This window comes from Rhizobium sp. ERR 1071 (genome assembly GCF_007828675.1).
GTDB classification, from domain to species: Bacteria; Pseudomonadota; Alphaproteobacteria; order Rhizobiales; family Rhizobiaceae; genus Rhizobium; species Rhizobium dioscoreae.
Map to the genome: position 1 here is coordinate 380,702 of NZ_VITM01000003.1, position 22,468 is coordinate 403,169.

17 protein-coding genes are annotated in these 22,468 nt (G+C 60.6%); 8 read left to right on the forward strand and 9 right to left on the reverse strand.

The window, feature by feature from the left end; translation table 11 throughout:
* Positions 1-220: 220 nt before the first annotated feature.
* Positions 221-2,173 carry an acetoacetate--CoA ligase gene (locus FBZ99_RS11965; protein ID WP_145633268.1) on the reverse strand — a complete coding sequence of 651 codons (1,953 nt, stop codon included), beginning with the start codon at positions 2,171-2,173 and terminating at the stop codon, positions 221-223.
* 166 nt (positions 2,174-2,339) lie between these two features.
* Here FBZ99_RS11965 and FBZ99_RS11970 point away from each other — a divergent pair, with 166 nt between their 5' ends.
* On the forward strand, positions 2,340-4,235 hold the full coding sequence (locus tag FBZ99_RS11970; RefSeq protein ID WP_145633270.1) for an AsmA family protein: 1,896 nt from the start codon (positions 2,340-2,342) through the stop codon (positions 4,233-4,235).
* A gap of 28 nt (positions 4,236-4,263) precedes the next feature.
* Here the strand turns inward: FBZ99_RS11970 and FBZ99_RS11975 are convergent, their stop codons facing one another.
* The 4 genes from FBZ99_RS11975 to FBZ99_RS11990 all read right to left on the reverse strand — a co-directional run bounded on the left by FBZ99_RS11975 (position 4,264) and on the right by FBZ99_RS11990 (position 8,357).
* On the reverse strand, positions 4,264-5,079 hold the full coding sequence (locus tag FBZ99_RS11975) for an ABC transporter permease subunit (protein ID WP_113330093.1): 816 nt from the start codon (positions 5,077-5,079) through the stop codon (positions 4,264-4,266).
* 3 nt (positions 5,080-5,082) lie between these two features.
* The gene (locus tag FBZ99_RS11980) at positions 5,083-5,994 is read right to left on the reverse strand and encodes an ABC transporter permease subunit (RefSeq protein WP_113330092.1); all 912 of its coding nucleotides are present in this window, start codon (positions 5,992-5,994) and stop codon (positions 5,083-5,085) included.
* Between the two features lie 2 nt (positions 5,995-5,996).
* Entirely contained in the window at positions 5,997-7,139 is a 1,143-nt protein-coding gene (locus FBZ99_RS11985; protein WP_113353788.1) for an ABC transporter ATP-binding protein, read from the reverse strand.
* Between the two features lie 129 nt (positions 7,140-7,268).
* On the reverse strand, positions 7,269-8,357 hold the full coding sequence (locus FBZ99_RS11990; protein ID WP_233788612.1) for a polyamine ABC transporter substrate-binding protein: 1,089 nt from the start codon (positions 8,355-8,357) through the stop codon (positions 7,269-7,271).
* Between the two features lie 339 nt (positions 8,358-8,696).
* Between FBZ99_RS11990 and FBZ99_RS11995 the strand changes: the two genes are divergently transcribed.
* A complete protein-coding gene (locus FBZ99_RS11995; protein WP_113353787.1) occupies positions 8,697-9,695 on the forward strand; it encodes an aldo/keto reductase in 999 nt (332 codons plus the stop codon).
* 36 nt (positions 9,696-9,731) lie between these two features.
* Here the strand turns inward: FBZ99_RS11995 and FBZ99_RS12000 are convergent, their stop codons facing one another.
* Positions 9,732-10,604: a LysR family transcriptional regulator gene (locus FBZ99_RS12000; protein WP_145633272.1), complete on the reverse strand. Its 873-nt coding sequence runs from the start codon at positions 10,602-10,604 to the stop codon at positions 9,732-9,734.
* An 87-nt stretch (positions 10,605-10,691) separates the two neighbouring features.
* Here FBZ99_RS12000 and FBZ99_RS12005 point away from each other — a divergent pair, with 87 nt between their 5' ends.
* On the forward strand, positions 10,692-10,949 hold the full coding sequence (locus FBZ99_RS12005) for a hypothetical protein (RefSeq protein ID WP_113353786.1): 258 nt from the start codon (positions 10,692-10,694) through the stop codon (positions 10,947-10,949).
* On the opposite strand, the gene FBZ99_RS12010 is transcribed toward FBZ99_RS12005, so the two are convergent.
* The 3 genes from FBZ99_RS12010 to FBZ99_RS12015 form a co-directional block, all read right to left on the reverse strand.
* Positions 10,925-13,462, reverse strand: coding sequence for a methyl-accepting chemotaxis protein (locus FBZ99_RS12010; RefSeq protein WP_145633275.1), 2,538 nt, complete (start codon positions 13,460-13,462; stop codon positions 10,925-10,927). The genes FBZ99_RS12005 and FBZ99_RS12010 overlap by 25 nt on opposite strands.
* Positions 13,463-13,785: 323 nt before the next feature.
* Entirely contained in the window at positions 13,786-13,929 is a 144-nt protein-coding gene (locus FBZ99_RS33095; protein ID WP_173002499.1) for a hypothetical protein, read from the reverse strand.
* Positions 13,930-14,083: 154 nt separating this feature from the next.
* Positions 14,084-15,265: an NAD(P)/FAD-dependent oxidoreductase gene (locus FBZ99_RS12015; protein ID WP_113353784.1), complete on the reverse strand. Its 1,182-nt coding sequence runs from the start codon at positions 15,263-15,265 to the stop codon at positions 14,084-14,086.
* Positions 15,266-15,402: 137 nt separating this feature from the next.
* Between FBZ99_RS12015 and FBZ99_RS12020 the strand changes: the two genes are divergently transcribed.
* The 5 genes from FBZ99_RS12020 (at position 15,403) to edd (ending at position 22,461) form a co-directional block, all read left to right on the forward strand.
* Complete coding sequence (locus tag FBZ99_RS12020) at positions 15,403-16,839, forward strand: glutamine synthetase family protein (protein WP_113390257.1); 1,437 nt, start codon at positions 15,403-15,405, stop codon at positions 16,837-16,839.
* 12 nt (positions 16,840-16,851) lie between these two features.
* Positions 16,852-18,150, forward strand: a complete 1,299-nt coding sequence (locus FBZ99_RS12025) for an NAD(P)/FAD-dependent oxidoreductase (protein ID WP_145633278.1) — start codon at positions 16,852-16,854, stop codon at positions 18,148-18,150.
* A 131-nt stretch (positions 18,151-18,281) separates the two neighbouring features.
* A complete protein-coding gene (gene zwf, locus FBZ99_RS12030; protein WP_095433980.1) occupies positions 18,282-19,757 on the forward strand; it encodes a glucose-6-phosphate dehydrogenase in 1,476 nt (491 codons plus the stop codon).
* Between the two features lie 15 nt (positions 19,758-19,772).
* On the forward strand, positions 19,773-20,471 hold the full coding sequence (gene pgl / locus FBZ99_RS12035) for a 6-phosphogluconolactonase (RefSeq protein ID WP_113330082.1): 699 nt from the start codon (positions 19,773-19,775) through the stop codon (positions 20,469-20,471).
* A 166-nt stretch (positions 20,472-20,637) separates the two neighbouring features.
* The gene (edd, locus tag FBZ99_RS12040) at positions 20,638-22,461 is read left to right on the forward strand and encodes a phosphogluconate dehydratase (protein ID WP_145633281.1); all 1,824 of its coding nucleotides are present in this window, start codon (positions 20,638-20,640) and stop codon (positions 22,459-22,461) included.
* Positions 22,462-22,468 lie beyond the last annotated feature (7 nt).

Below are 22,468 nucleotides of genomic sequence, written 5' to 3' on the forward strand. Positions count from 1 at the left end.
GGAAACGAAAAAAAGGCAGCGAACCGCGCTGCCTTTGAAGTTTATGCTGTCGAAAGCAAGCTCGAGTCGGGGAACTTCATGTCTCGGGAGCCGAGAGTGGCTCCAATCCGCTCCAGCTCATGCGAACGGCCTCAAGTTAGCCTTTACTTTTGACCAAGCTTTCTTAACGCGAGGTTAGCAAACGATGGTCATCGTTTGCCCCTCAATTTTAAGGCTCACCTTAACTTCTGAGTTCTTCCAGCCCGGCAAAGAGATCCAGCGCTTCCGGATTGGCGAGCGCCTCCTTGTTCTTGACCGGACGGCCATGCACCACCTCGCGCACCGCAAGCTCGACGATCTTGCCGGATTTCGTGCGGGGGATATCGGCAACGGCGATGATCTTGGCCGGCACATGGCGCGGTGAGGCGCCGGTGCGGATGCGGGTCTTCATCGCCTTGACGAGATCTTCGGTCAGGGAGACGCCGGCGGCAAGGCGAACGAAGAGCACGACGCGGACATCATCATCCCAATCCTGACCGATACAGAGCGCCTCCAGAACCTCGGGAATCTGCTCGACCTGGTTGTAGATCTCGGCCGTGCCGATGCGCACGCCGCCGGGATTGAGCGTGGCGTCGGAGCGGCCGTGAATGATGAGGCCGCCATGCTCTGTCCACTCTGCGAAATCCCCGTGGCACCAGATATTGTCGAAGCGCTCGAAATAGGCAGCCCGATATTTGGCGCGCTCCGGATCATTCCAGAACATGACCGGCATGGAGGGGAAGGCTTTGGTGCAGACAAGCTCGCCCTTCTCGCCGCGCACCGGCTTGCCTTCGTCGTTCCAGACATCGACGGCAAGTCCGAGGCCCGGCCCCTGGATCTCACCGCGCCAGACCGCTTGCAGCGGATTGCCGAGCACGAAACAGGAGACGATATCCGTGCCGCCGGAAATGGAGGCCAGCTGGATATCGTCCTTGATGCCCTCATAGACGAAGGTGAAGCCCTCGGGCGACAGCGGCGAGCCGGTGGAGGTCATCAGCCGCAGGCTCGAAAGATCATGCGAGGTCTTCGGCGTCAGGCCGCTCTTATGGACTGCGTCGATATATTTGGCCGAGGTGCCGAACAGCGCGAATTTCTCTTCTTGCGCATAGTCGAACAAAATGCTGCCATCGGGGGCGAAGGGGGAACCATCGTAAAGGCAGAGCGTCGCGCCGGCGGCAAGGCCGGTCGCCAGCCAGTTCCACATCATCCAGCCGCAGGTGGTGAAATAGAAGACCTTTTCGCCGGGCACGACGCCGCAATGGAGGCGATGCTCCTTGAGGAGCTGCAGCAGCGCGCCTCCGGTGGAGTGCACGATGCATTTCGGAACGCCTGTGGTGCCTGAAGAAAACAGGATGAATAGCGGGTGGGAGAAGGACACGGGCACAAACTCGACCGGCTTCGCCTCGAAGGGCGCGACTAGATCACCAAGGGTCCTCGCGCCCGGTGTCGCTGCCACGACGGCTTCGGCATTGCCGGCATAGGGCACGATTATGGTAGGCGCTTTCAGGCGCTGGGCGATGGCGCTGACCTTTGCTGTGACGTCCTGCAGCTTGCCGCTGTACCAATAGCCGCTGCACGCGATGAAGAGCTTCGGCTCGATCTGGCCGAAACGATCCATGACGCCCTGCTCGCCGAAATCCGGCGAACAGGAGGACCAGATCGCACCGATCGACGCGGCCGCCAGCATGCAGGCGATGGTTTCGGGCATGTTCGGCATCATTGCAGCGATGCGGTCGCCCTTGCCGATACCCTCGGCGCGATAGGCCTGCTGCAGGCGGGAGACCATGGCGGCCAGCCGATCCCACGACCAGCGATCGCGCACCTTGTCCTCGCCCCAGAACACAAGCGCATCGCCCTCGCCGCTTCGCGAGAGCAGGTTTTCCGCGAAATTCAGCTCGGCATCGGGAAAGAAGCGGGCATCCAGCATGACATCGCCATGGATTAACGCCCGTTCACCGCGCTTGCCCTTCACACCGCAGAAATCCCAGACCGCCGACCAGAAGTTCTCACGGTCGGCGATGGACCAGGCGTGGAGGCTGGCAAAGTCGGACAGCGGGAGGTCGAAACGGCGGTTGCATTCCTGCATGAAAGCGAACATCGGACTCTGGCGGCGAAACGTTTCCGATGGTGTCCAGAGCGGCTGCTGATCCTGCATATTTCTCTCCCCGCGTTTCGCTCTATATATAGCGATGTTGCAGCGCATTATAAAACATGGTGTTGTGGGCATTGCCAGTGCGTGACGTTTGCATCCGACAAACATTTCCTATATCCGGCAAACTCAGGCAGATTATCCCTATCAGTTCAAGAGTCTCCTCGGGATCATGAGTGCTTCGAAAAACAACAAGTGGCGGTTGACGATGCGTTCGGCCTCGCGCTGGCTGCCTGCTGTTGCTCGCACGACCGGCATCATTCTTCTCACGATCCTCATCGTGTTCGCTGTCTTCAGAGCGACCGCGCCTTTCCTGATTTCAAGCGGTCTGGTGCGCTCCGGCATCGAGAAGGCATTATCGGACTGGACGGGATATCGAGCCCAGATCGAAGGCGACCCGACGCTCGAATTCTGGCCGACCCCGCGCGTGACGCTCAATCAGGTCACCATCCGTGAGCCGTCGCGAAACGGCAAGGTCCTCGGCCATGTCGACAGCCTCTCCGCGGATTTCTCGCTATGGTCGGCGATCCGCGGGCATGCGCATTTTCACGAATTCCATTTCCTGCGCCCGATCCTCTATATCCGCCGCGACGAGAACGGCCTGATCGACTGGACGAACGAAGGCCGCCTTTCCAAGGCGATCGAACAGGCCGAAACCTCCTCCGGCCAGGGCATGCGGATGAGCAAGGAACAGGATGCCGCCATCGGCATGCTGACTATCGAGGACGGAAGCGTCGAAATGACCGACGAGCGCAGCGGCAGCATCTACAAGCTGAACGCCGTCAATGCCGACATCGCCTGGCCGCGGCTTTCCCAGTCGCTGAGCGCTGTCATTCTTGCCCGCTTCAACGGTCAGGACATCAAGCTGAACTTCGACTCGACGCAGCCCCTGCTCTTCTTCGCCGGCAAGAATGTGAACACCACGACCAGCTTCGTTTCGCCGCTGATCAGCTGGACCTATACAGGCATTACCAGCATATCGGATTTTTCGGCACTTTCGGGCAATCTGGATCTGAGTGTGCCCAACGTGCCCTCCTTCATCGCCTGGAGCGGGCAGCACCTGCCGGCAGCCGACGCCCTTAAGAATATTTCGCTCAGCGCCAATATCGCAGCAATCGATAACGGCCTGCGCTTCAACAACCTCAGCTTCAAAGTCAACGATTCCGCCGCTTCCGGCATCATGGATCTGAACTATACGAAATCGGGCAAGCCGAAGATTTCCGGTACGCTTGCCTTCGACCAGATGAACCTCAATCCGTTCCTGGCCGCCTTCTCCATGCGTCTGGCCGCGGAAACCGCGATTGATGCGCTGTTGAACGGCAATCCGCTGCAGCGGCTCGATCTCGATATGCGGCTGTCGTCGAGCAAGGCAGCTCTCGGCCCCTTCCAGTTCGAGAATATCGGCGCCAGCCTGCTGGTGGCAGGCGGCAAGGCGAAATTCGACATAGGCGACAGCAGCTTCGAGAGCGGTTCGCTGACCGCGCATCTGGAGGTCGCACCAGGCGATTTCGATGGCGGCGGCAAATTGCAGATATCGATCCGCAACGCCGATTTTGGTGGCCTCTTCACGCGCCTGAAGCTGGTAGGCCCGTTGCCGATGCCCTCATCGGCTTCACTGGATCTTTCGCTCAGCACCTCGAAGCCGATCTGGGTTGCCACGCTCAGCGACGTCGCCGGCACGCTGCACTTCACCTCGTCGGCAGGATCGTTTCGCCAATTCGATATCTCGACCTTCCGAACGCTCGCCGCCGAGAAGGCTTTCTTCCGGATGAGCGATATCGCCGATTCTTCTTTCGACTTCGATAGCATCAGCGTGGATGCCAGTTTTGCGAAGGGGTCCGCCGAGGTGCAGAACGCAGCCATTGCGGGCCGCAACGAAACGATCAGCTTCAACGGCGTCGTTCCGTTCCGCACCAACGGGCTGGCACTCTCCGGCGCGCTCGAGGCGACCTCGCCCTCCGACGCGGACGAACTGCCGATGCTGCCCTTCTTCATCGGCGGCAGCTGGCCGAATCCGGTGATTTCGCCGGTCGCAACGCTTCTGCAGAAGCCCATGCAACAGCCGTAGTTCTTTCACGCCGTTCAGCCGCAGCACTTCAAGCTGCTGCAGCCGCCTGCTCGTCCCTCTGCCGTTGGACCTCCCGGCGCTTCGTCGCGATGGAGGCGCAGATAACGCCCACGGCGACCACGCCGATCAGGATGGTGCAGATGGCGTTGATTTCCGGCGTCACGCCAAGCTTCACCTGACTATAGATCAGCATCGGCAGGGTCTTGGCGCCGGCACCCGAAGCGAAAGTGGCAATGACCAGATCGTCGAGCGACAGGGTGAGTGCCAGCACCCAGCCGGAGAAGACCGCCGGTGCGATGATCGGCAGCGTCACCTCGAAGAAGGTGCGCACCGGCGGCGCACCGAGATCCATCGCCGCTTCCTCGATCGAGCGATCGAAGGTCAGCAGGCGCGACTGCACGACAACGGCGACGAAGCACATGGTGAGCGTCGTATGCGCCATGACGATCGTCCAGAAGCCGCGATCGACGCCTGACGTGACGAAGAGCAGCAACAGCGACAAGCCGGTGATGACATCTGGCATGACCAGCGGCGCATAGATCATGCCCGAAAACAGAATGCGGCCGCGGAAGCGCGTATAGCGCACAAGGGTAATGGCCGCGAGCGTGCCGAGCACCGTCGCAATCGTCGCCGAGAGCAACGCGATGCGCACTGTAAGCCAGGCGGCGCTCAGCATCGTATCATTGCTGAAGAGGTGCACGTACCATTGCGTCGAGAAGCCGCCCCAGACGGTGACGAGGCGCGAGCTGTTGAATGAATAGATGACCAGCAGCAGGATCGGCAGGTAGAGGAAGGCCAGACCGAGGGTGACCGAGACGATGTTGAAGCGGGACCAGCGGATCATAAGTTATCTCCCCTTCTCATCGGCTTTCGCCTGGAAATGCTGGAAGAAGACGATGGGCACCACCAGCACCAGAAGCAGGATGGTCGCCACCGCCGAGGCGAGCGGCCAGTCTGTATTGCTGTAGAATTCCGTCCAGAGCACCTTGCCGATCATCAGGGTTTGCGAGCCGCCGAGCAGGTCGGGGATGACGAACTCACCGACAGCTGGGATGAAGACCAGCATGCAGCCGGCGATAACACCAGGAACCGAGAGCGGAAAGGTGACGCGCCAGAAGGCGCCGATCGGCGTGCAGCCGAGATCCTGCGCGGCCTCTATCAGCGTGCCGTCCATCTTTTCCAGCGCGGAATAGAGCGGCAGCACCATAAACGGCAGGTAGGAATAGACCATGCCGATATAGACGGCGGTATTGGTGTTCAGGATGACGAGCGGCTCATGGATGATGCCGAGCGCCATCAGCAACTGGTTCAACAGGCCCGTCGTGCTCAGGATCGACATCCAGGAATAGACGCGGATCAGAAAGCTCGTCCAGAAGGGCAGGATGACCAGCATCAGCAAGGTCGGCCGGATCGTGCGCGGCGCCTGCGCCATGCCATAAGCGATCGGATAGGCGATGATCAGCGTCAATAACGTAGAGATGCCGGCGATCTGCAGGCTCTCGATATAGGCGTTCATATAGAGCGGGTCGCCGGCAAGCCATGTGTAATTGTCGAACGACATGGTCTGCAGCTTGTCCCACCAGTCGCTGAAACTGTCGCTCCAGGCGAAGGACGGGTCGTAGGGCGGCACCGACAAGGCCTTCGTCGACAGCGAGATGCGGAAGACGATGAGGAAGGGCGCGAGAAAGAAGATCAGCAACCAAGCATAGGGAACGATGATCACGAGGCGCTGATAGATTAGGGAACCGAGCGCTTTCATGATCAATCCTTCAGCAAGACGCCGGCATTTTCGTCGAAGGAGACCCAGACGTTCTGGTCGTAGGCGAATGGCTCTTCCACGGCGCGGACAGCGTTCAGCGACGAGGCCTTGACCACCTGCCCGCTCTTCAGCTTGACGTGGAAGACGGTCATGTCGCCGAGATAGGCGATATCCCATATCTCGCCTTCGGCCGCATTGACCGAGGCATTGGCCGGCGGGCGCGGCGTCACTCTGAGCTTCTCCGGACGGATGGCGAGGCTGGCTCGGCTTCCCGCCGAGGGCGTGTCTCCGGAAGCCGTGCGCACCGTGAAGCCCGATTCGACCGCTATCTCGACGATGCCGGATTGTGCCGAGGTGACGTTGCCGTCGAGGATGTTCACATCGCCGATGAAGTCTGCAACGAAGCGGCAATTGGGCGCCTCGTAGATCTCGGCCGGCGTTGCCACCTGCACCACCTTGCCGTGGCTCATGACCGCGATGCGGTCGGCCATGGTCATTGCTTCTTCCTGGTCGTGGGTGACGACGACGAAGGTCAGCCCCAGGCTCTGCTGCAGATCCATGAGTTCGAACTGCGTCTCTTCGCGCAGCTTCTTGTCGAGCGCGCCAAGGGGTTCGTCAAGCAGCAGCACTTTCGGGCGCTTTGCAAGCGAGCGGGCCAAGGCCACGCGCTGGCGCTGGCCGCCGGACAGCTGATTGGGCTTGCGCTTGGCGAATTGCTCCAGCTTGACGAGCTTCAGCATCTGCCCGACTCGATCGTCGATCTCAGCTTTCGGCATGCCATCCTGGCGCAAGCCAAAGGCTATGTTCTTTTCCACCGACATATGCGGAAACAGCGCGTAGGACTGGAACATCATGTTGACTGGGCGGCGATAGGGCGGCGTACCGGCGAGATCCTGACCATCGAGCACGATCTCGCCCGTCGTCGGCTGTTCGAAGCCCGCGAGCATGCGCAAAAGCGTAGATTTGCCGCAGCCGGATGCGCCGAGAAGGGCAAAGAATTCACGATTGTAGATATTCAGGGAGAGGTTATCGACGGCGGTGAAATCTCCGAACTTCTTGGTCACGTTCTTGAAGGAAATGTAAGGCTTGGCCGAAGGATCGATCCAAGGAGCAAAAGAACGCCGGATATTACCGAGTGACTTCATTATCTATCCCCAATTGAACGCCATTGTAGCGCGCGTCGCGCCGGCTCTTCCCCATCCCGGCACGTTCGTGATTCCTGACTTTATCCTCATAAGGAAAGGCCCGGACGTTGCCGTCCGGGCCGCTTCGATTTATTGGCCTGTCGTGACCTTTGTCCACAAGCGCGTCGCCAAGCGCTGCGTTTTAGAGTCCCAAGGGGTCAGCGTGTACAGTTTCTCGCGAACCGCATCCGTGGGATAAACGGCCGGATCATCGAGTACATCCTTGCTCACGAACTGCTGCGACGCCTTGTTGCCGTTGGCATAGGCAGTGAAGTTGCTGGCCTTGGCGATGACCTCAGGCTTCATGATGTAGTTGAGGAAGATATGCGCCTCCTCGACATGCGGCGCATCGGCAGGGATCGCCATGACGTCGAACCACATCTGCGCGCCCTTGGTGGGAATCGAATAGGCGATGTTGACGCCGTTCTTCGCTTCGGCGGCGCGGTTGCGGGCCTGCAGCACGTCGCCGGAATAACCAAACGCCAGGCAGATATCGCCATTGGCAAGCGCGTTAATGTATTCGGAGGAGTGGAACTTGCGCACGAAGGGACGGATCGCGGTCAGGAGATCCTCGGCCTTCTTGAAGTCCTCCTGCTTTGTCGAATTCGGGTCGAGGCCCAGATAGCGCAGCGCGGCCGGGATGACGTCGGTCGGTGAATCCAGCACGTAAATGCCGCAATCCTTGAACTTTGCGGCGAGCTTCGGATCGAAGATCACGTTGATATCGGGAGCGTCGTCGGTGCCGAGGATCTGCTTCACCTTGTCGACGTTGTAGCCGACACCGCTCGTGCCCCACATATAGTCGATGGCGTATTGGTTACCAGGATCATAGGTGGCGATGCGCTGCTGCACCGTATCCCACATGTTGGAGATGTTTGGCAGCTTGGACTTGTCGAGCTTCTGGAAGACGCCGGCCTTGATCTGGCGCTGCAGGAAATAGGCGGTCGGGACGACGATGTCGTAGCCGGTCTTGCCGGCCAGCAGCTTGGTTTCCAGCGTCTCGTTCTGGTCGAAGGTATCGTAGACGACCTTGATGCCGGTTTCCTTGGTGAAATCCTCCAGGATCGAATTGTCGATATAATCCGACCAGTTGTAGATATTGACGACCTTGTCTTCTGCCTGAGCGACCGTTGCCAGCGAAACGACGGCAAACGCCGTTGCTGCAAGCCGTGCGAACATGGACTTCATAGTCTCTCCTGTTTTGTTCAAGGGCATCCAGGCGATACCCAACCCTCTGTTTTTCCCGCTAGACTAGAAAGGAAATCGGAAGGCGACAAGGGAAAAAGCAAGCCGGCATAAGCTTTAGCCGTTTTCCCCGAAAACGACCGATCTCCAAGCAAAATTGCCCGCCAAGAGACAATGCCGTTCGCACGCAATTGTGAATGCAGGGCTTGCTTCGCACGTGAATGCGGAAGCAGGCTTTGCTAACATCGAGACGTTCTCGTCCACAAACATTCTCACGCCTGTTTCGCCATCCTGCCCAGCGGGCAAACTCAAACCCATCAGCGGGGACCTATCATGCAGTATCAAAAATTCGGCAATACCGGTCTCAGCGTCTCGCGCCTGTGTCTCGGCACGATGACCTTCGGCCTGCAGATCGAGCAGGAAGAGATCGCCCATGCCATTCTCGACAAGGCGGCCGATGCCGGAGTCAATTTCATCGACACCGCCGATGTCTACCCGCTCGGCGGCGGCGAGCAGCTTGCCGGCCGCACCGAGGAGATTGTCGGCCGCTGGCTGAAGGGCAAGCGCGACCGCTTCATCGTCGCGACGAAGGCTGTCGGAAAGGTCGGCCCGTCTCCTTGGGATCAGGGCGCGTCGCGCAAGCATCTTCTCGACGCCATCGACGCTTCGCTGCGGCGCCTGGGCACCGATTATGTCGACCTTTACCAGCTGCATTCGGACGATCGCGAGACGCCGATCGACGAGACGCTGGAGGCGCTCGATACCATCGTGCGCTCCGGCAAGGCCCGCTATGTCGGCGTGTCGAACTTCCTCGCCTACCGGCTGGCACTGGCGCTCGGCCGCGCCGATTTCCTGCGCACCGCGCGCTTCGTGTCGGTGCAGCCGCGCTACAATCTCTTGTTCCGCCAGATCGAGCGCGAGCTTCTGCCGCTTGCCGAAGAACAGCACCTCGCCGTCATCCCCTACAACCCGATCGCCGGCGGCCTCCTTACCGGTAAGCACAAGCACGATGTCGCACCGACAGAAGGTCGCTTCAGCGCGCAGCTGCGCAGCGCCGGCAGCAATTATCTGCAGCGCTATTGGCATGAACGCGAATTTGCCACGATCGAGAAGTTGCGCGGCATAGCCGAAGAGGCCGGGCAATCGCTGACCAAGCTTGCCGTCGCCTGGGTGGCCGCCAATCCGGTCATCACGTCAGCCATTATCGGCGCCAGCCGCCCCGAACAGCTCACGGACACGCTGGCCGCCATCGACCTGAAGCTTGATCCGGAACTGAAGGCGAAGCTTGACGAGGCCACGGTCGAATATCGCTGGGGCGACGCAGCTCGGTGACGAAGCACGATCGGCGGTCAATTGCCGCGGGTTTCTTTACAGATAGGTCGGACGCTTGCCGGCAAAGAGCTCGGCGTGGCTTTTCAGCAATTTGGTCATGCGGTCGACCACGGTGCGGATTTCCCGGCGATGACGGTCGGCATTGTTCATGACGATCCACTGCCGATGGCGCAGCTCCGGAATTTCCTCGCCGACCCGCGCCAGCCACGGCTCCTGGTCGCCGACGAAGCAGGGCAGAACGGCAATGCCGGAGCCGGCAAGCACCAGATCGCGTAGCGAACGCGGCCGGCTGACCGTGAAAACGATTTCCTCGCGCTTGTTCTGGTGCGGCCAGCGCAGATAGGCCGAGATCGCCTCCTCCTCCGCTACCGCGATCCAGCGCTGCGGGCCGGAAAAGCGCATGTTGCGGGCCTGATAGGCAGCATAGGCGACATCGCCGATCTTGATGGCGGCGAGATTGGTCTCCTCCGGCTCGAAGGCACGGATGCCGATATCGCTTTCGCGATGGGCGAGGCTGGCGCGGCGTTCGCCGAGATGAAGGTCGATGCCAAACCCGTCACGTTCAGAGCAGATAGTCGGCATGTTCTGGCTGAGCAGCCAGCCGACCCAGGTGCCGGCAGCGATACGCACGATCGATGCACCCTGAGCATCGCGCTGCCAGCTATCGACCTTGCGGGCGGCGGCTTCCATCTCCAGCAGTTGGTCGAACAGCGCCTGGCCATTGCCGGTCAGCGTGTAGCCAGCCTGGCTACGCTCGAACAGCGGGCGTCCGATCTGTCCCTCCAGCTCCAGCATGCGCCGGCCGATCGTCGCCGGGCTCAAGCCGCTGGAAGCAACCGCGCCGGTCAGGCCGCCACCACGGGCGACATCCAGAAAAAGCTGATAGGAATCCCATGTCGTGTTTTTCATAATTGAAAAACATAAGATGATCATGGCTGTTTATAAAGCAAATTCGTATGTGTAGTTGAAGGGATGCCTCACGGAAGGAGACATCTCATGATGGACAGCATGGCCCTGGCGAAAGCCATAGAAATACAGAGCCTGGCGCGCGAAGAGCAATGGCGCTGCAACGAAGATTTATTCTACCTTGACTACGGGCTCGAGCCGCCGCGGCTCTTCATATGGATTGAGCGGATATTTGTCGCTTTGAGCACCCGACTCCAGGCAATGAAAAAGGCGGACCGGCCGGAAATGGGCCGATCCGCCTGCGATAGCAACGCCCGCTGCGGTCAGGCCGCCTGCTCACGCATGTAGTTCGCGCTATAGCCGGTCTCGATCTTGAACTGCAGGATAAGGTGCAGCAGGGCATCGGCCTCGGTGGCGAGCTCGCGGCTCGCCGCCGTGGTTTCTTCTACCATGCCGGCATTCTGTTGGGTCATCTGATCCATGTGATTGACCGAGGAGTTGACCTCCTGCAGCGCGCTTGCCTGATCGTGGCTGGCGCGGGCGATCATCTCCACGTGGTGGCTGATCGTCACGATCTGGCTGCTGATCCGCGCGAGCACCGAACCGGCCTCCTGCACATACTGCGAACCGGAATTGACCTCCTCGGTCGACTTGTTGATGAGCCCCTTGATCTCCTTGGCGGCAGCGGCCGAGCGCTGTGCCAGCTCGCGCACCTCCATGGCGACGACCGCGAAGCCCTTGCCCGCATCGCCTGCGCGGGCGGCTTCGATACCGGCATTGAGCGCAAGAAGGTTGGTCTGGAAAGCGATCTCGTCGATGACGCCGATGATCTGCTCGATCCGGCGCGAGGCCTCCTCGATACGCGACATGGCATCGATGGCGTTGCCGACGACGACAGAGCTGTCATCGGCACTGCGCTTGGCTTCGCGCACGATTGCATCCGCGTCCTTCGCGCGCTCGGCAGATGAACGGACCGTCGTGGTGATCTGGTCGACGGCAGCGGCGGTCTGCTCCAGCGATGAGGCCTGCTGCTCGGTGCGCTTGGAGAGATCCTCGGCGGAAGCCGCCATCTGAGCGCCGTTGCTCTGGATCATCTCGACATTGCTGCGGACCTGGCTCAGCGTCTGTTGCAGGCGGGACAGCGAACTGTTGAAGTCCTGGCGCAGCTGCTCGAGGCGGCCGATGAAAGGCGTGTCGATCGTCGCCGAGATATCGCCCTGGGCAAGGCGCTCGAGACCGGCGGCAAGCTCGCTGACGGCATAGTCGATCTGACGGTCGAGCTCGCGCTTTTCGGCATCGTTGCGCTGGCGTTCGTGCTCTGCGGCAGCACGCTCCTCGTCACTCTGCTCCTCGATGCGGATCTTCGAAATGGCGTTTTCCTTGAAGATGCCGAGGGCTCTGGCCATGTCGCCGATCTCGTCGCGACGCTGCTCGCCGGAGATCGAAGTCTCCAGCATGCCATCGGCGATGCGGCGCATGGCGGCGGTGATCTGCCCGATCGGACGCTGCAGGGTCAGGACGAGCGCGATGCCACCAGCAACCGAGAGGATGATGCCAAGTGCAGTTGCCAGGATGGATATGGAATTTGCCTGGTTGCGCTCGCTGCCGGCGCTCTGCTTCTGCGTCTCGGCGAAAGCGGTCAGCTGGCCCCAGACCTGATCGAGCTGCTGGCGGGCACTGGCATATTCGCCGATCCGCTGATTGATGGTATCGACCAGCTTGCCGCCGGCCTCATCCATGGACTTGATGGCCGGACGAATGGCCGAGTCGATGTCGCCGGCGAAATCCATGCTCTTCGCGCTCTGGTTCAGCGTATCGATATCGCCACCGAGCTTGGAGACTTCCTGGCGCAGGCGGACGAGATTGTCCTTGTTCGTATTGGCGTTGAAATCGGCCAGCACGAGCTGCAGCGAATAGATCGAGTCTTCAAGGCGGCGCGTGTCCTGCAGGACCGAATTGGTCTGTGCGACTCGGGCATCGAGGGAGACGAAGGTCGTGGTCGCCTGGCGCATCATCTGCGTCGCCGTCAGCTGCGTATAGGTCGAGGTCTGGCGGAAGCGCGAAAGCAGCCGGCTGATATTGGTGATCGTATCGTCGGTCGGAATATCCGTGCTTTCGGTGAAGGCAGCAAGATCCTTGATGGTACCCACGAGCGACTGGACAACGCTCTTCTGGTTCTGCGGCAAGGCAAGGTCGATGGAGCGCTGCGCCTTGTTCAGGTCCGGCAGCCGGTCCTTCAGTACCTTGACCTTGTCGGCCGGTGTCGCGGCCTTGTTGAAGTCTTCGGCAACAGAGGCCAGCATATCGCCGCCCTTCAGCAGGCGGTCGGCGGAGCGCAACGTGGAGGTCGCGTCCGCCTGGTCCTGACGCATCCGGTCTTCCAGCTGCTGGCTGTTGAAATTGACGTTGAAGCGGGCACTGATCAAGGCGCGCTGGGCGTCGTCGATCGTCTTGCGCAGCGAGAGTTCCTGTTCGTGCAGAGACCACAGCCTGCCGACGAGGTTGGACATGTCGGCGGTCTTTGCCATCGCGTCGGTCAGATTGTCGCGACCATCCGCATCCGCACCGAGCTGGCCGAGAGTCGCATTCAGCACGCCCTGCTGCGACTTGATGTCCTCATAGAGCTTGTCGCGCTGCTGTGTGTTCGTGATGCGCAGGAAGTCATCCATGGAACCATAGAGGTTCTTGAACCCGGTCAGGGACTGCAGGACGCTGTTGGAGATCTCCATGCGGCCCTGAAGCAGGCCCGACGCATAAAGCCCGGTAAGGCCCACGGCGGAAATGCTGATGACGAACGGCAGGACGAATATCAGAACTTTCGTCTTGATGTTGAAACGCGACAATATCTTGTCAATGAACATTTTGGCCCAGACCTCTCACACACCGCTCCCCCGTCGACGCCGCCTCGGCGCTGACCGGATGTATAATCATCATTCTTGAAATATCAGCAGGCGGGGTTCCCGAGTATAAGTCGGGAAGCAATCATTGCTTCGGCTCCAGCTTGCAGTAGAGCGCCCCAAGAAATCGACAGGGATTGTCGGCGTGATTAATTAATTTTCAGATAAGGATGTAGTGTGACCCGCAGCATACAATCGAACGCTGAAAAGCGGAGGGAGAGATCTATCTCTGTGCGCGAGCCAAGGCTGCCGTTCGACGACGGCCAAGAGCAATGTGGCGGCTGAAATCAGAAGCCGCGTACGGTAAGGTAGGCGATGCAAGCGGCAGTAACGCCGGTCGCCAACATCAACAGTCTTGCCGCCAAAAGCTTGGCATTGTCACGGGTCTGAGCGATTGCAATAGCGCGAGCGCGACGATGTGTTCTGTTCATGAGTATATTCCCATTTTCGCACTGACACGATAACCGGCAAATGGTGCTTTCGGCAACTGCCAATGTATTCACTAATAATGTAGGAAAGGAAAACGCGAGAAACAGAGGCCGGTTCCATTTTCTCAAGGCGCCGACAAGGCCTTGAAACGGCAGTTCAAGCCGCTTCGCCGGCTACATGCCCGGAGGCCCACGCCCATTGGAAATTATAGCCGCCGAGCCAGCCGGTCACGTCGACGCATTCGCCGATGAAGAACAGGCCGGGATTGGTTTTCGCCTGCATCGTCCGCGAATCGAGGCAAGCCGTATCGATGCCGCCGAGGGTCACTTCGGCGGTGCGATAGCCTTCCGATCCGGAAGGTTTGACCGGCCAGGACTGAATAGAAGCCGCGAGCTGCTGCAGGCGTTTGTCCGACAGATCGGCCATGTTGCCGGAAATGCCCTCGCTCTCGACAATGTGCTGAGCCAACCGTTTCGGCAGGATTTCCGCAAGCGCCGTCTGCGCAGATTGCCGGCCATTGACCTGCTTGGCCTTCTTCAGCAGTGCGAAAATGTCGATATCGGGCTCGATCGCGACGGTGATGTCCTCGCCTTCCCGCCAATAGGAGGAAATCTGCAGAATGGCGGGGCCGCTGAGGCCGCGATGGGTAAAGAGCAGGGCCTCGCGGAATGCCGTCTTGCCGTGGCGGATCTCGGCGGGGGCAGCAATGCCCGACAACGGAGCCAGACGCTGAAGCAATTGCGGATCGAGCGTCAGCGGCACAAGGCCCGGCCGCGTTTCGACGACAGGCACGCCGAATTGCTCGGCAATGCGATAGGCAAAACCTGTCGCGCCCATCTTCGGGATCGACTTCCCGCCCGTGGCGACGACCAGCGAGGATGCTTCGAAGGCGCCTTCGGATGTGCTGACACGATAGCCGCCCGCCTTCTGCTCGATGCCGCTGATCTCCGTTCGCAGTCGCAGTTGCGCACCGGCCGCACGCATCTCGTCGGTCAGCATGCGGATGATATCCTTGGCGCTATCATCGCAGAAGAGTTGGCCGAGCGTCTTTTCATGCCAGCCGATGCCATGGCGCTCGACCATGGCCAGAAAATCGGCAGGCGTGAAACGCGCCAGCGCCGATTTGGCGAAATGCGGATTGGCGGACAGGAAGTTCTTCGGACCGGCATGGATATTGGTGAAATTGCAGCGGCCGCCGCCGGAAATGCGGATCTTTTCGCCGGGTGCGGCGGCATGATCGAGCACGAGAACGGACCGACCGCGCTGGCCGGCGCGGATGGCGCACATCATGCCGGCAGCGCCTGCGCCAAGGACGATCACATCATATCTGCCGGTCACGCTTCAGCCCTTTATTCTTCGCCGCGCTCTCTCGTCATTTTTCCATCATACGGCGAAAGTCCGAGCGGTTTTCCCCCTCGCCAATTGGCAAACTGCAGTTATGATGCACTCACCGATCAACCCAAATACGGTGTTTTATGCCCGCGAGAAAGACCCCGCTGAAAGCTTCCATACCCGTCTCGAAAGCCCCTACAGTCCCTCCTTCTCTGAGATCGGCGCGCGGCGTGGCAAACTGGAAGGAAGCGGCTCAATGGCTGCGGGCACGCGGGATCGAGGACATAGAATGCATCACGCCGGACCTTGCCGGCGTGCCGCGCGGCAAGATGATGCCGACATCGAAATTCACCTCCAACACATCGCTGGCACTGCCCTCGGCGATCTATCGACACACGATCTCCGGCGAATATCCGGAAGAGACCGAAAGCTTCCGCTACGAGCCGCGGGACAATGACCTGAAGCTGGTCCCCGACCTGTCGACGCTGTCAGTCGTGCCCTGGGAAACGGATCCGACCGCGCAGGTCATCTGCGATATCGTCAATTCCGAGGGACAGGAAGTCTCCTATACGCCGCGCAACGTGCTGAAGCGCATCATGGGGCTCTATTGCGATCGCGGCTGGAAGCCGGTGGTGGCGCCGGAAATCGAATTCTATCTCGTCGCCAAGAATGACGATCCGGATTATCCGCTGCACCCGCCGAAGGGTCGTTCCGGCCGCTCGATCCTCGGCGGCCAAGGCTATTCGATCGCCGGCATCAACGAGTTCGACGAGCTGATCGACGACATCTATCACTTCTCCGAGAAGCAGGGCCTTGAGATCGATACGCTGATCCATGAAGAAGGGCCGGCGCAGCTGGAAATCAACCTGCGCCATGGCGATCCGATCGAGCTTGCCGACCAGGTGTTCATGTTCAAGCGCACGATCCGCGAGGCGGCGCTGAAGCACGGCATCTACGCGACCTTCATGGCCAAACCGATGCAGAGCCAGCCTGGCTCGGCGATGCACATCCATCAGTCTGTCGTGAACATCGAGACGGGCAAGAACGTCTTCACCAATCCGGATGGCAGTCCCTCGCCCGAATTCTTCCATTTCATCGGCGGCATGCAGCGCTTCGTGCCGAATGCGCTCGCTATGCTCGCGCCCTATGTGAACTCCTATCGCCGGCTGGCGCCGAACATGTCCTGCCCTGTCAACAATGCCTGGGGCTACGACAACCGTACCACAGCTTTCCGCGTGCCAATCTCCGATCCGCAGGCGAGACGTGTGGAAAACCGGCTGCCGAGCTCGGATGCCAATCCCTATCTGGCGCTCGCAGCCTCGCTTGCCTCCGGCCTGCTCGGCATCATGAAAAAGGTGGAGCCGACGGCGCCAACCGAGGATTCCGCCAACGAAGGCTCCATCGACCTGCCGCGCGGTCTCCTCGAAGCCATCGCACTGATGGAAGACGAGCCGGCCTTCGAAGAGGTCTTCGGCCAGGATTTCATCGGTATCTATGCCGGCGTGAAACGCGGCGAGTTCGAGACCTTCATGCAGGTGATCAGCCCGTGGGAGCGGGAATTCCTTCTGCTCAACGTGTGAGGGAGATCGCCCATGACATTGCAGGAAACTTGGCAGAGCCCGATTGCTCCAGGCCTTTCCTTCTACCAGGCGACCGTCGGCCCGCGTCCGATCTATCCGAAGCTCGACGGCTCGCGCCGCGCAGATGTCGCGATCATCGGCGGTGGCTATACCGGCCTTCAGGCCGCCTACAACCTCGCCAAAGGCGGTGTCGACGTCGTTCTGATCGACGCCAACCGCTTCGGCGACGGCGCGTCCGGGCGTAACGGCGGACAGCTCGGCACCGGCCAGCGCTGGTGGCCGGAAGAGCTCGAAGAGAAAATTGGCTATGAGCGATCGAAGGCCCTCTTCGATCTGGCCGAAGATGCCAAGCGGCATCTTCTCGATTTCGCGTCCGAGCATGGCATCGACATCGATTTCCTGCCCGGCCAGATGAATGTCACGCATAAGCGCAGCTACAAGCGCGACTATATGGACAGTGCGGAGATCGCAGCGACCCGCTACGGCTATCCGCATATGACGTTCATGGATGAGGCCGAAACCCAGGAGCGGCTGGGGTCGAGGTTCTATCTCTATGGCGTTCGCGATATGGGCACGGGTCATATCCACCCGCTGAAGCTACTGATCGGCCTTGCCCGCATCGCGGCTGAGGCCGGTGCGTCTCTCTTCGAGATGACCAAGGCGAAGGGTTTTCAGCGGGCCGGCGGCAAGACGATCATCGAAACGGATGGCGGCGAGATCACCGCCGACCGCGTGCTGATCGCCTGCAACGGCTACATCGGCAATCTGGAGCCGGTGACGGCAAGTCACGTCATGCCGATCCGCTCCTTCATCGGTGCGACCGAACCGCTCGACCGCTTTCCGCAGGTTCTTCCCGGCAACGAGGCGGTGGCCGATTCGCGATTCGTCGTGCGCTATTTCCGCAAATCGAGGGATGGACGTCTGCTGTTCGGCGGGCGCGAGGCTTATACATCAGACAATCCGCGCGACATAACGCAGCACATCCGCCGGCAAATCACCGAAATCTATCCTGCTCTCGGCGATATCAGGATCGACTATGCCTGGGGCGGTTCGGTCGGCATCACCATGCCGCGCCAGCCCTTCGTGCGCGAAGTCATGCCGGGCGTGACCTCGATCGGCGGCTATTCCGGCCATGGGGTGATGCTGTCAAATTATTGCGGTAAACTCTATGCGAAAACGGTTCTCGGGAATGCGGACGAGCTTCATCTCTTCAAGGAGCTGAACATTCCGCCCTTCCCCGGCGGTGCGCGCATGCGGGCGCCTCTGTTGTTCCTGGCGCTCTCGTGGTTTGCGTTGCGCGACAGGTTTTGAAAACCGGAAGATGATTTCTTCCGCCGGCAATCCGCTCTAAAAAGCGCATCTGAATTTTGCGATGCACACTGGCCTTTTTAAATCGATTAGATTAAAAGGGGCCTCAACCAAGACCGATTGAGAGATAGCTCATGAGCAGCCAGATCATTCCCGTTGAACCATTTGATTATGTCGTTTTCGGCGGCAGCGGCGACCTTGCCGAACGCAAGCTCCTGCCCGCTCTTTACCATCGTCAGGTCGAAGGTCAGTTTTCCGAGCCAACCCGCATCATCGGCGCTTCGCGCAGCGCGCTTTCCAATGAGGAATATCGCAAATTTGCCGACGCCGCCCTCAAGGAACACCTGAAGAAGGGCGAATATGACGACGCCGAGGTCAAGAAGTTCCTCGCTCGTCTGTTCTACGTACCCGTTGACGCCCGCAGCGACGCCGGCTGGGATCAGCTCAAGAAGATCCTGGACGAAGGCAAGGAGCGCGTGCGCGCCTTCTATCTCGCCGTCGCTCCGGGCATCTTCGGCGACATCTCGCAGAAGATCCACGATCACAAGCTGATCACCAAGCAGACCCGTATCGTCGTCGAAAAGCCGATCGGCCGCGACCTTGCATCCGCCCTGCAGCTGAACGACACGATCGGCAAGGTCTTCAAGGAAGAGCAGATTTTCCGCATCGACCACTATCTCGGCAAGGAAACGGTGCAGAACCTGATGGCGCTGCGCTTTGCCAATGCGCTCTACGAGCCGCTATGGAACGCCAATCATATCGACCACGTCCAGATCACCGTCGCTGAATCGGTCGGTCTCGAAGGCCGCGCCGGCTACTACGACACCGCCGGCGCCCTGCGCGACATGGTACAGAACCACATCCTGCAGCTGCTTTGCCTGACCGCGATGGAAATCCCCTCCTCGATGGATTCGGAAGCCGTTCGCGACGAGAAGCTGAAGGTGCTGCGCGCGCTGAAGCCGATCGACGCTTCCAACGTCGAGCAAGCAACGGTTCGCGGTCAGTACCGCGCCGGCGCCTCGGCAGGCGGTCCGGTCAAGGGCTACCTCGACGAACTGGAAGGCGGCGTTTCCAACACCGAAACCTTCGTCGCCATCAAGGCCGAAATCGGCAACTGGCGCTGGGCTGGCGTTCCCTTCTACATCCGCACCGGCAAGCGTCTTGCCGGCCGTATGTCGGAGATCGTCATCACCTTCAAGCACATTCCCCACACCATCTTCGATCAGGCTGCCGGCCGCATCGTCGCCAACCAGCTCATCATCCGCCTGCAGCCGGATGAAGGCGTCAAGCAGTCGCTGATGATCAAGGACCCAGGCCCGGGCGGCATGCGCCTGCGCAACGTCTCACTCGATATGAGCTTCGCGTCTGCCTTCAACGTCCGTAATCCGGATGCCTACGAGCGCCTGCTGATGGACGTCATCCGCTCCAACCAGACGCTGTTCATGCGCCGCGACGAAGTCGAAGCCGCATGGGAATGGGTCGACCCGATCCTCAAGGGTTGGGAAGAAGCCAGCCAGCAGGTGCAGGGCTACACGGCAGGCACCTGGGGTCCGAGCCAGGCTATTGCGCTTATCGAGCGTGACGGCCGCACCTGGCACGACGATATCTAATCTGGGACGATAACGATGACAGCGAATATGCATGCTTTTGCCAATGGTGCCGAACTCGCCGGCAAGCTCGCGGACAAGGTGGCCGAGACCCTCTCGGTCGCCGTCGCGACGCGCGGCTCCGCAAGCATCGCGGTCTCCGGTGGCTCGACGCCGAAGGCCTTCTTCCAGGCGCTGTCATCGCGCTCGATCGAATGGGGCAAGGTGACGATCACCCTCGTCGACGAACGCTTCGTGCCGGCGGACAATCCGCGTTCGAACCACCTGCTCGTTCAGGAAAACCTGCTGAAGGACAAGGCGGCAGCCGCCAAGTTCCTTCCGCTCTATCAGGCTGCGGCCTCTGTCGAAGAGGCTGCAGTTATCGCCACGGAAGAAACCAAGGCTATCGGCCATCCCTTCGATGTCGCCATTCTCGGCATGGGCAATGACGGCCACACCGCCTCCTTCTTTCCCGGCGGCAGCAATCTCAAGACCGCACTCGATCCGAACACCCCGCGCGGCATCATCACGATGGAAGCGGAAGGTGCCGGTGAGCCGCGGCTGACATTCACTTTCTCCAGCCTTCAGGATGCCCGATTGCTGGTGCTCCATATCGAGGGAGAAGGAAAGAAAGAGGTTCTCGCCAAAGCCGAAGCGGCGGGCGAGGAAACCGAGATGCCGATCCGCTCCATGCTGCGACGGGCGGCTTCCCCGGTCGAGATTTATTGGGCTCCCTGACACGGCCGACAGGCCTCGTCATCGAACCCTGAATGACACAGCAACCTATGCTGCGCCATGTGCCCTTGCGGGCGCAGCGACAAAGCATTGACTTTTGGACCCCGCGCCACGCCCCACCGAGACAGATCTTCGGGCATTGCGCAGAACAGACGGAGGCAGATCGACCATGGCCGCTGACGCCCGCATTTCCAAGATCACCACACGCATCGTCGAGCGCTCGAAGCCGACGCGCGAACGCTATCTGGACCGCCTGCGCAATGCCGCAACGAAGGGCGCGCAGCGCTCCGTGCTTGGCTGCGCCAATCTTGCGCATGGCTTCGCCATCTGTTCCCCCTCCGAGAAGGATGCGCTGGCCGGAGACCGCGTGCCCAATCTCGGGATCATCACCTCCTACAACGATATGCTCTCGGCACATCAGCCCTTTGAGACTTATCCTGCGATCATTCGCGAGGCGGCGGCGCAAGCGGGCGGTATCGCCCAGGTGGCTGGCGGCGTGCCGGCCATGTGCGACGGCGTCACGCAGGGCCAGCCCGGCATGGAGCTCTCGCTCTTCTCGCGGGACCTGATTGCCATGTCGGCTGCCGTCGGCCTGTCGCACAATATGTTCGATGCGGCCGTCTTCCTCGGCGTCTGCGACAAGATCGTTCCCGGCCTCGTCATCGCCGCTCTCTCCTTCGGCCATCTGCCTGCCGTCTTCATCCCGGCCGGCCCGATGACCTCGGGGTTGCCGAACGACGAGAAGTCACGCGTACGCCAGCTCTATGCCGAAGGTAAGGTCGGCCGCGCTGAACTCCTCGAAGCGGAATCGAAATCCTATCATGGCCCCGGCACCTGCACCTTCTACGGCACGGCCAATTCCAATCAGATGCTGATGGAGATCATGGGCTTCCACATGCCAGGCGCCTCCTTTATCAATCCCGGCACGCCGCTGCGCGAGGCTCTGACGCGCGAGGCGACCAAGCGCGCACTCGCCATCACCGCCATGGGCAATGAATTCACGCCGGCCGGCGAGATGATCGACGAGCGCTCGATCGTCAACGGCGTCGTCGGCCTGCATGCGACCGGCGGCTCGACGAACCACACAATGCACATCGTCGCCATGGCTCGCGCGGCCGGCATCGTGCTCACCTGGCAGGATATTTCCGAGCTTTCCGACATCATCCCGCTGCTTGCCCGCGTCTATCCGAACGGGCTTGCCGACGTGAACCATTTCCATGCTGCCGGCGGTATGGGCTTCCTCATCAAGGAACTTCTGAAGAAGGGGCTGCTGCACGACGACGTGCGCACCGTCTACGGCCAGGGCCTCGAGAGCTACTCCATCGACGTCAAGCTCGGTGCTGACGGCAATGTGGTGCGCGAGCCAGCCCCGGACAAAAGCCACGACCCGAAAGTGCTGGCAAGCATCGACACGCCCTTCCAGAGCAATGGCGGCCTGAAGATGCTGCGCGGCAATATCGGCAAGGCGGTCATCAAGATTTCCGCCGTCAAGGCGGAGCGCCACATCATCGAAGCGCCGGCCGTGATCTTCCACGACCAGCTCGAGATGCAGCAGGCCTTCAAGGACGGCAAGCTGAACCGCGATTTCGTCGCCGTCGTCCGCTTCCAAGGACCGAAGGCCAACGGCATGCCCGAGCTGCACAAGCTGACGCCGGCACTCGGCGTGCTGCAGGATCGCGGTTTCCGCGTGGCTCTGTTGACCGACGGCCGCATGTCGGGCGCATCGGGCAAGGTCCCGGCCGCCATTCACGTAACGCCGGAGGCCGTCGACGGTGGCCCTATCGCCCGTATTCGCGAAGGCGACATCATCCGCATCGATGCGATCGCCGGTACGCTGGAAGTCCTCGTCGATGCCGCCGATATGGCGGAGCGGGAGCCCGTGGTCGCCGATCTCTCGGAGAATGAATTCGGCATGGGCCGCGAGCTCTTCGTACCGTTCCGCCACGCCGCGGGGCCGGCGGATCAGGGCGCAAGCGTCCTGTTCCGCCACTGAGATTGTC

What these genes read in the sequence shown, in the direction of transcription:
- FBZ99_RS11965 (WP_145633268.1), bottom strand. Translation starts at nt 2,173, where the DNA reads ATGCAGGATCAGCAGCCGCTCTGGACACCATCGGAAACGTTTCGCCGC.
- FBZ99_RS11970 (WP_145633270.1), top strand. Translation starts at nt 2,340, where the DNA reads ATGAGTGCTTCGAAAAACAACAAGTGGCGGTTGACGATGCGTTCGGCC.
- FBZ99_RS11975 (WP_113330093.1), bottom strand. Translation starts at nt 5,079, where the DNA reads ATGATCCGCTGGTCCCGCTTCAACATCGTCTCGGTCACCCTCGGTCTG.
- FBZ99_RS11980 (WP_113330092.1), bottom strand. Translation starts at nt 5,994, where the DNA reads ATGAAAGCGCTCGGTTCCCTAATCTATCAGCGCCTCGTGATCATCGTT.
- FBZ99_RS11985 (WP_113353788.1), bottom strand. Translation starts at nt 7,139, where the DNA reads ATGAAGTCACTCGGTAATATCCGGCGTTCTTTTGCTCCTTGGATCGAT.
- FBZ99_RS11990 (WP_233788612.1), bottom strand. Translation starts at nt 8,357, where the DNA reads ATGTTCGCACGGCTTGCAGCAACGGCGTTTGCCGTCGTTTCGCTGGCA.
- FBZ99_RS11995 (WP_113353787.1), top strand. Translation starts at nt 8,697, where the DNA reads ATGCAGTATCAAAAATTCGGCAATACCGGTCTCAGCGTCTCGCGCCTG.
- FBZ99_RS12000 (WP_145633272.1), bottom strand. Translation starts at nt 10,604, where the DNA reads ATGAAAAACACGACATGGGATTCCTATCAGCTTTTTCTGGATGTCGCC.
- FBZ99_RS12005 (WP_113353786.1), top strand. Translation starts at nt 10,692, where the DNA reads ATGATGGACAGCATGGCCCTGGCGAAAGCCATAGAAATACAGAGCCTG.
- FBZ99_RS12010 (WP_145633275.1), bottom strand. Translation starts at nt 13,462, where the DNA reads ATGTTCATTGACAAGATATTGTCGCGTTTCAACATCAAGACGAAAGTT.
- FBZ99_RS33095 (WP_173002499.1), bottom strand. Translation starts at nt 13,929, where the DNA reads ATGAACAGAACACATCGTCGCGCTCGCGCTATTGCAATCGCTCAGACC.
- FBZ99_RS12020 (WP_113390257.1), top strand. Translation starts at nt 15,403, where the DNA reads ATGCCCGCGAGAAAGACCCCGCTGAAAGCTTCCATACCCGTCTCGAAA.
- FBZ99_RS12025 (WP_145633278.1), top strand. Translation starts at nt 16,852, where the DNA reads ATGACATTGCAGGAAACTTGGCAGAGCCCGATTGCTCCAGGCCTTTCC.
- zwf (WP_095433980.1), top strand. Translation starts at nt 18,282, where the DNA reads ATGAGCAGCCAGATCATTCCCGTTGAACCATTTGATTATGTCGTTTTC.
- pgl (WP_113330082.1), top strand. Translation starts at nt 19,773, where the DNA reads ATGACAGCGAATATGCATGCTTTTGCCAATGGTGCCGAACTCGCCGGC.
- edd (WP_145633281.1), top strand. Translation starts at nt 20,638, where the DNA reads ATGGCCGCTGACGCCCGCATTTCCAAGATCACCACACGCATCGTCGAG.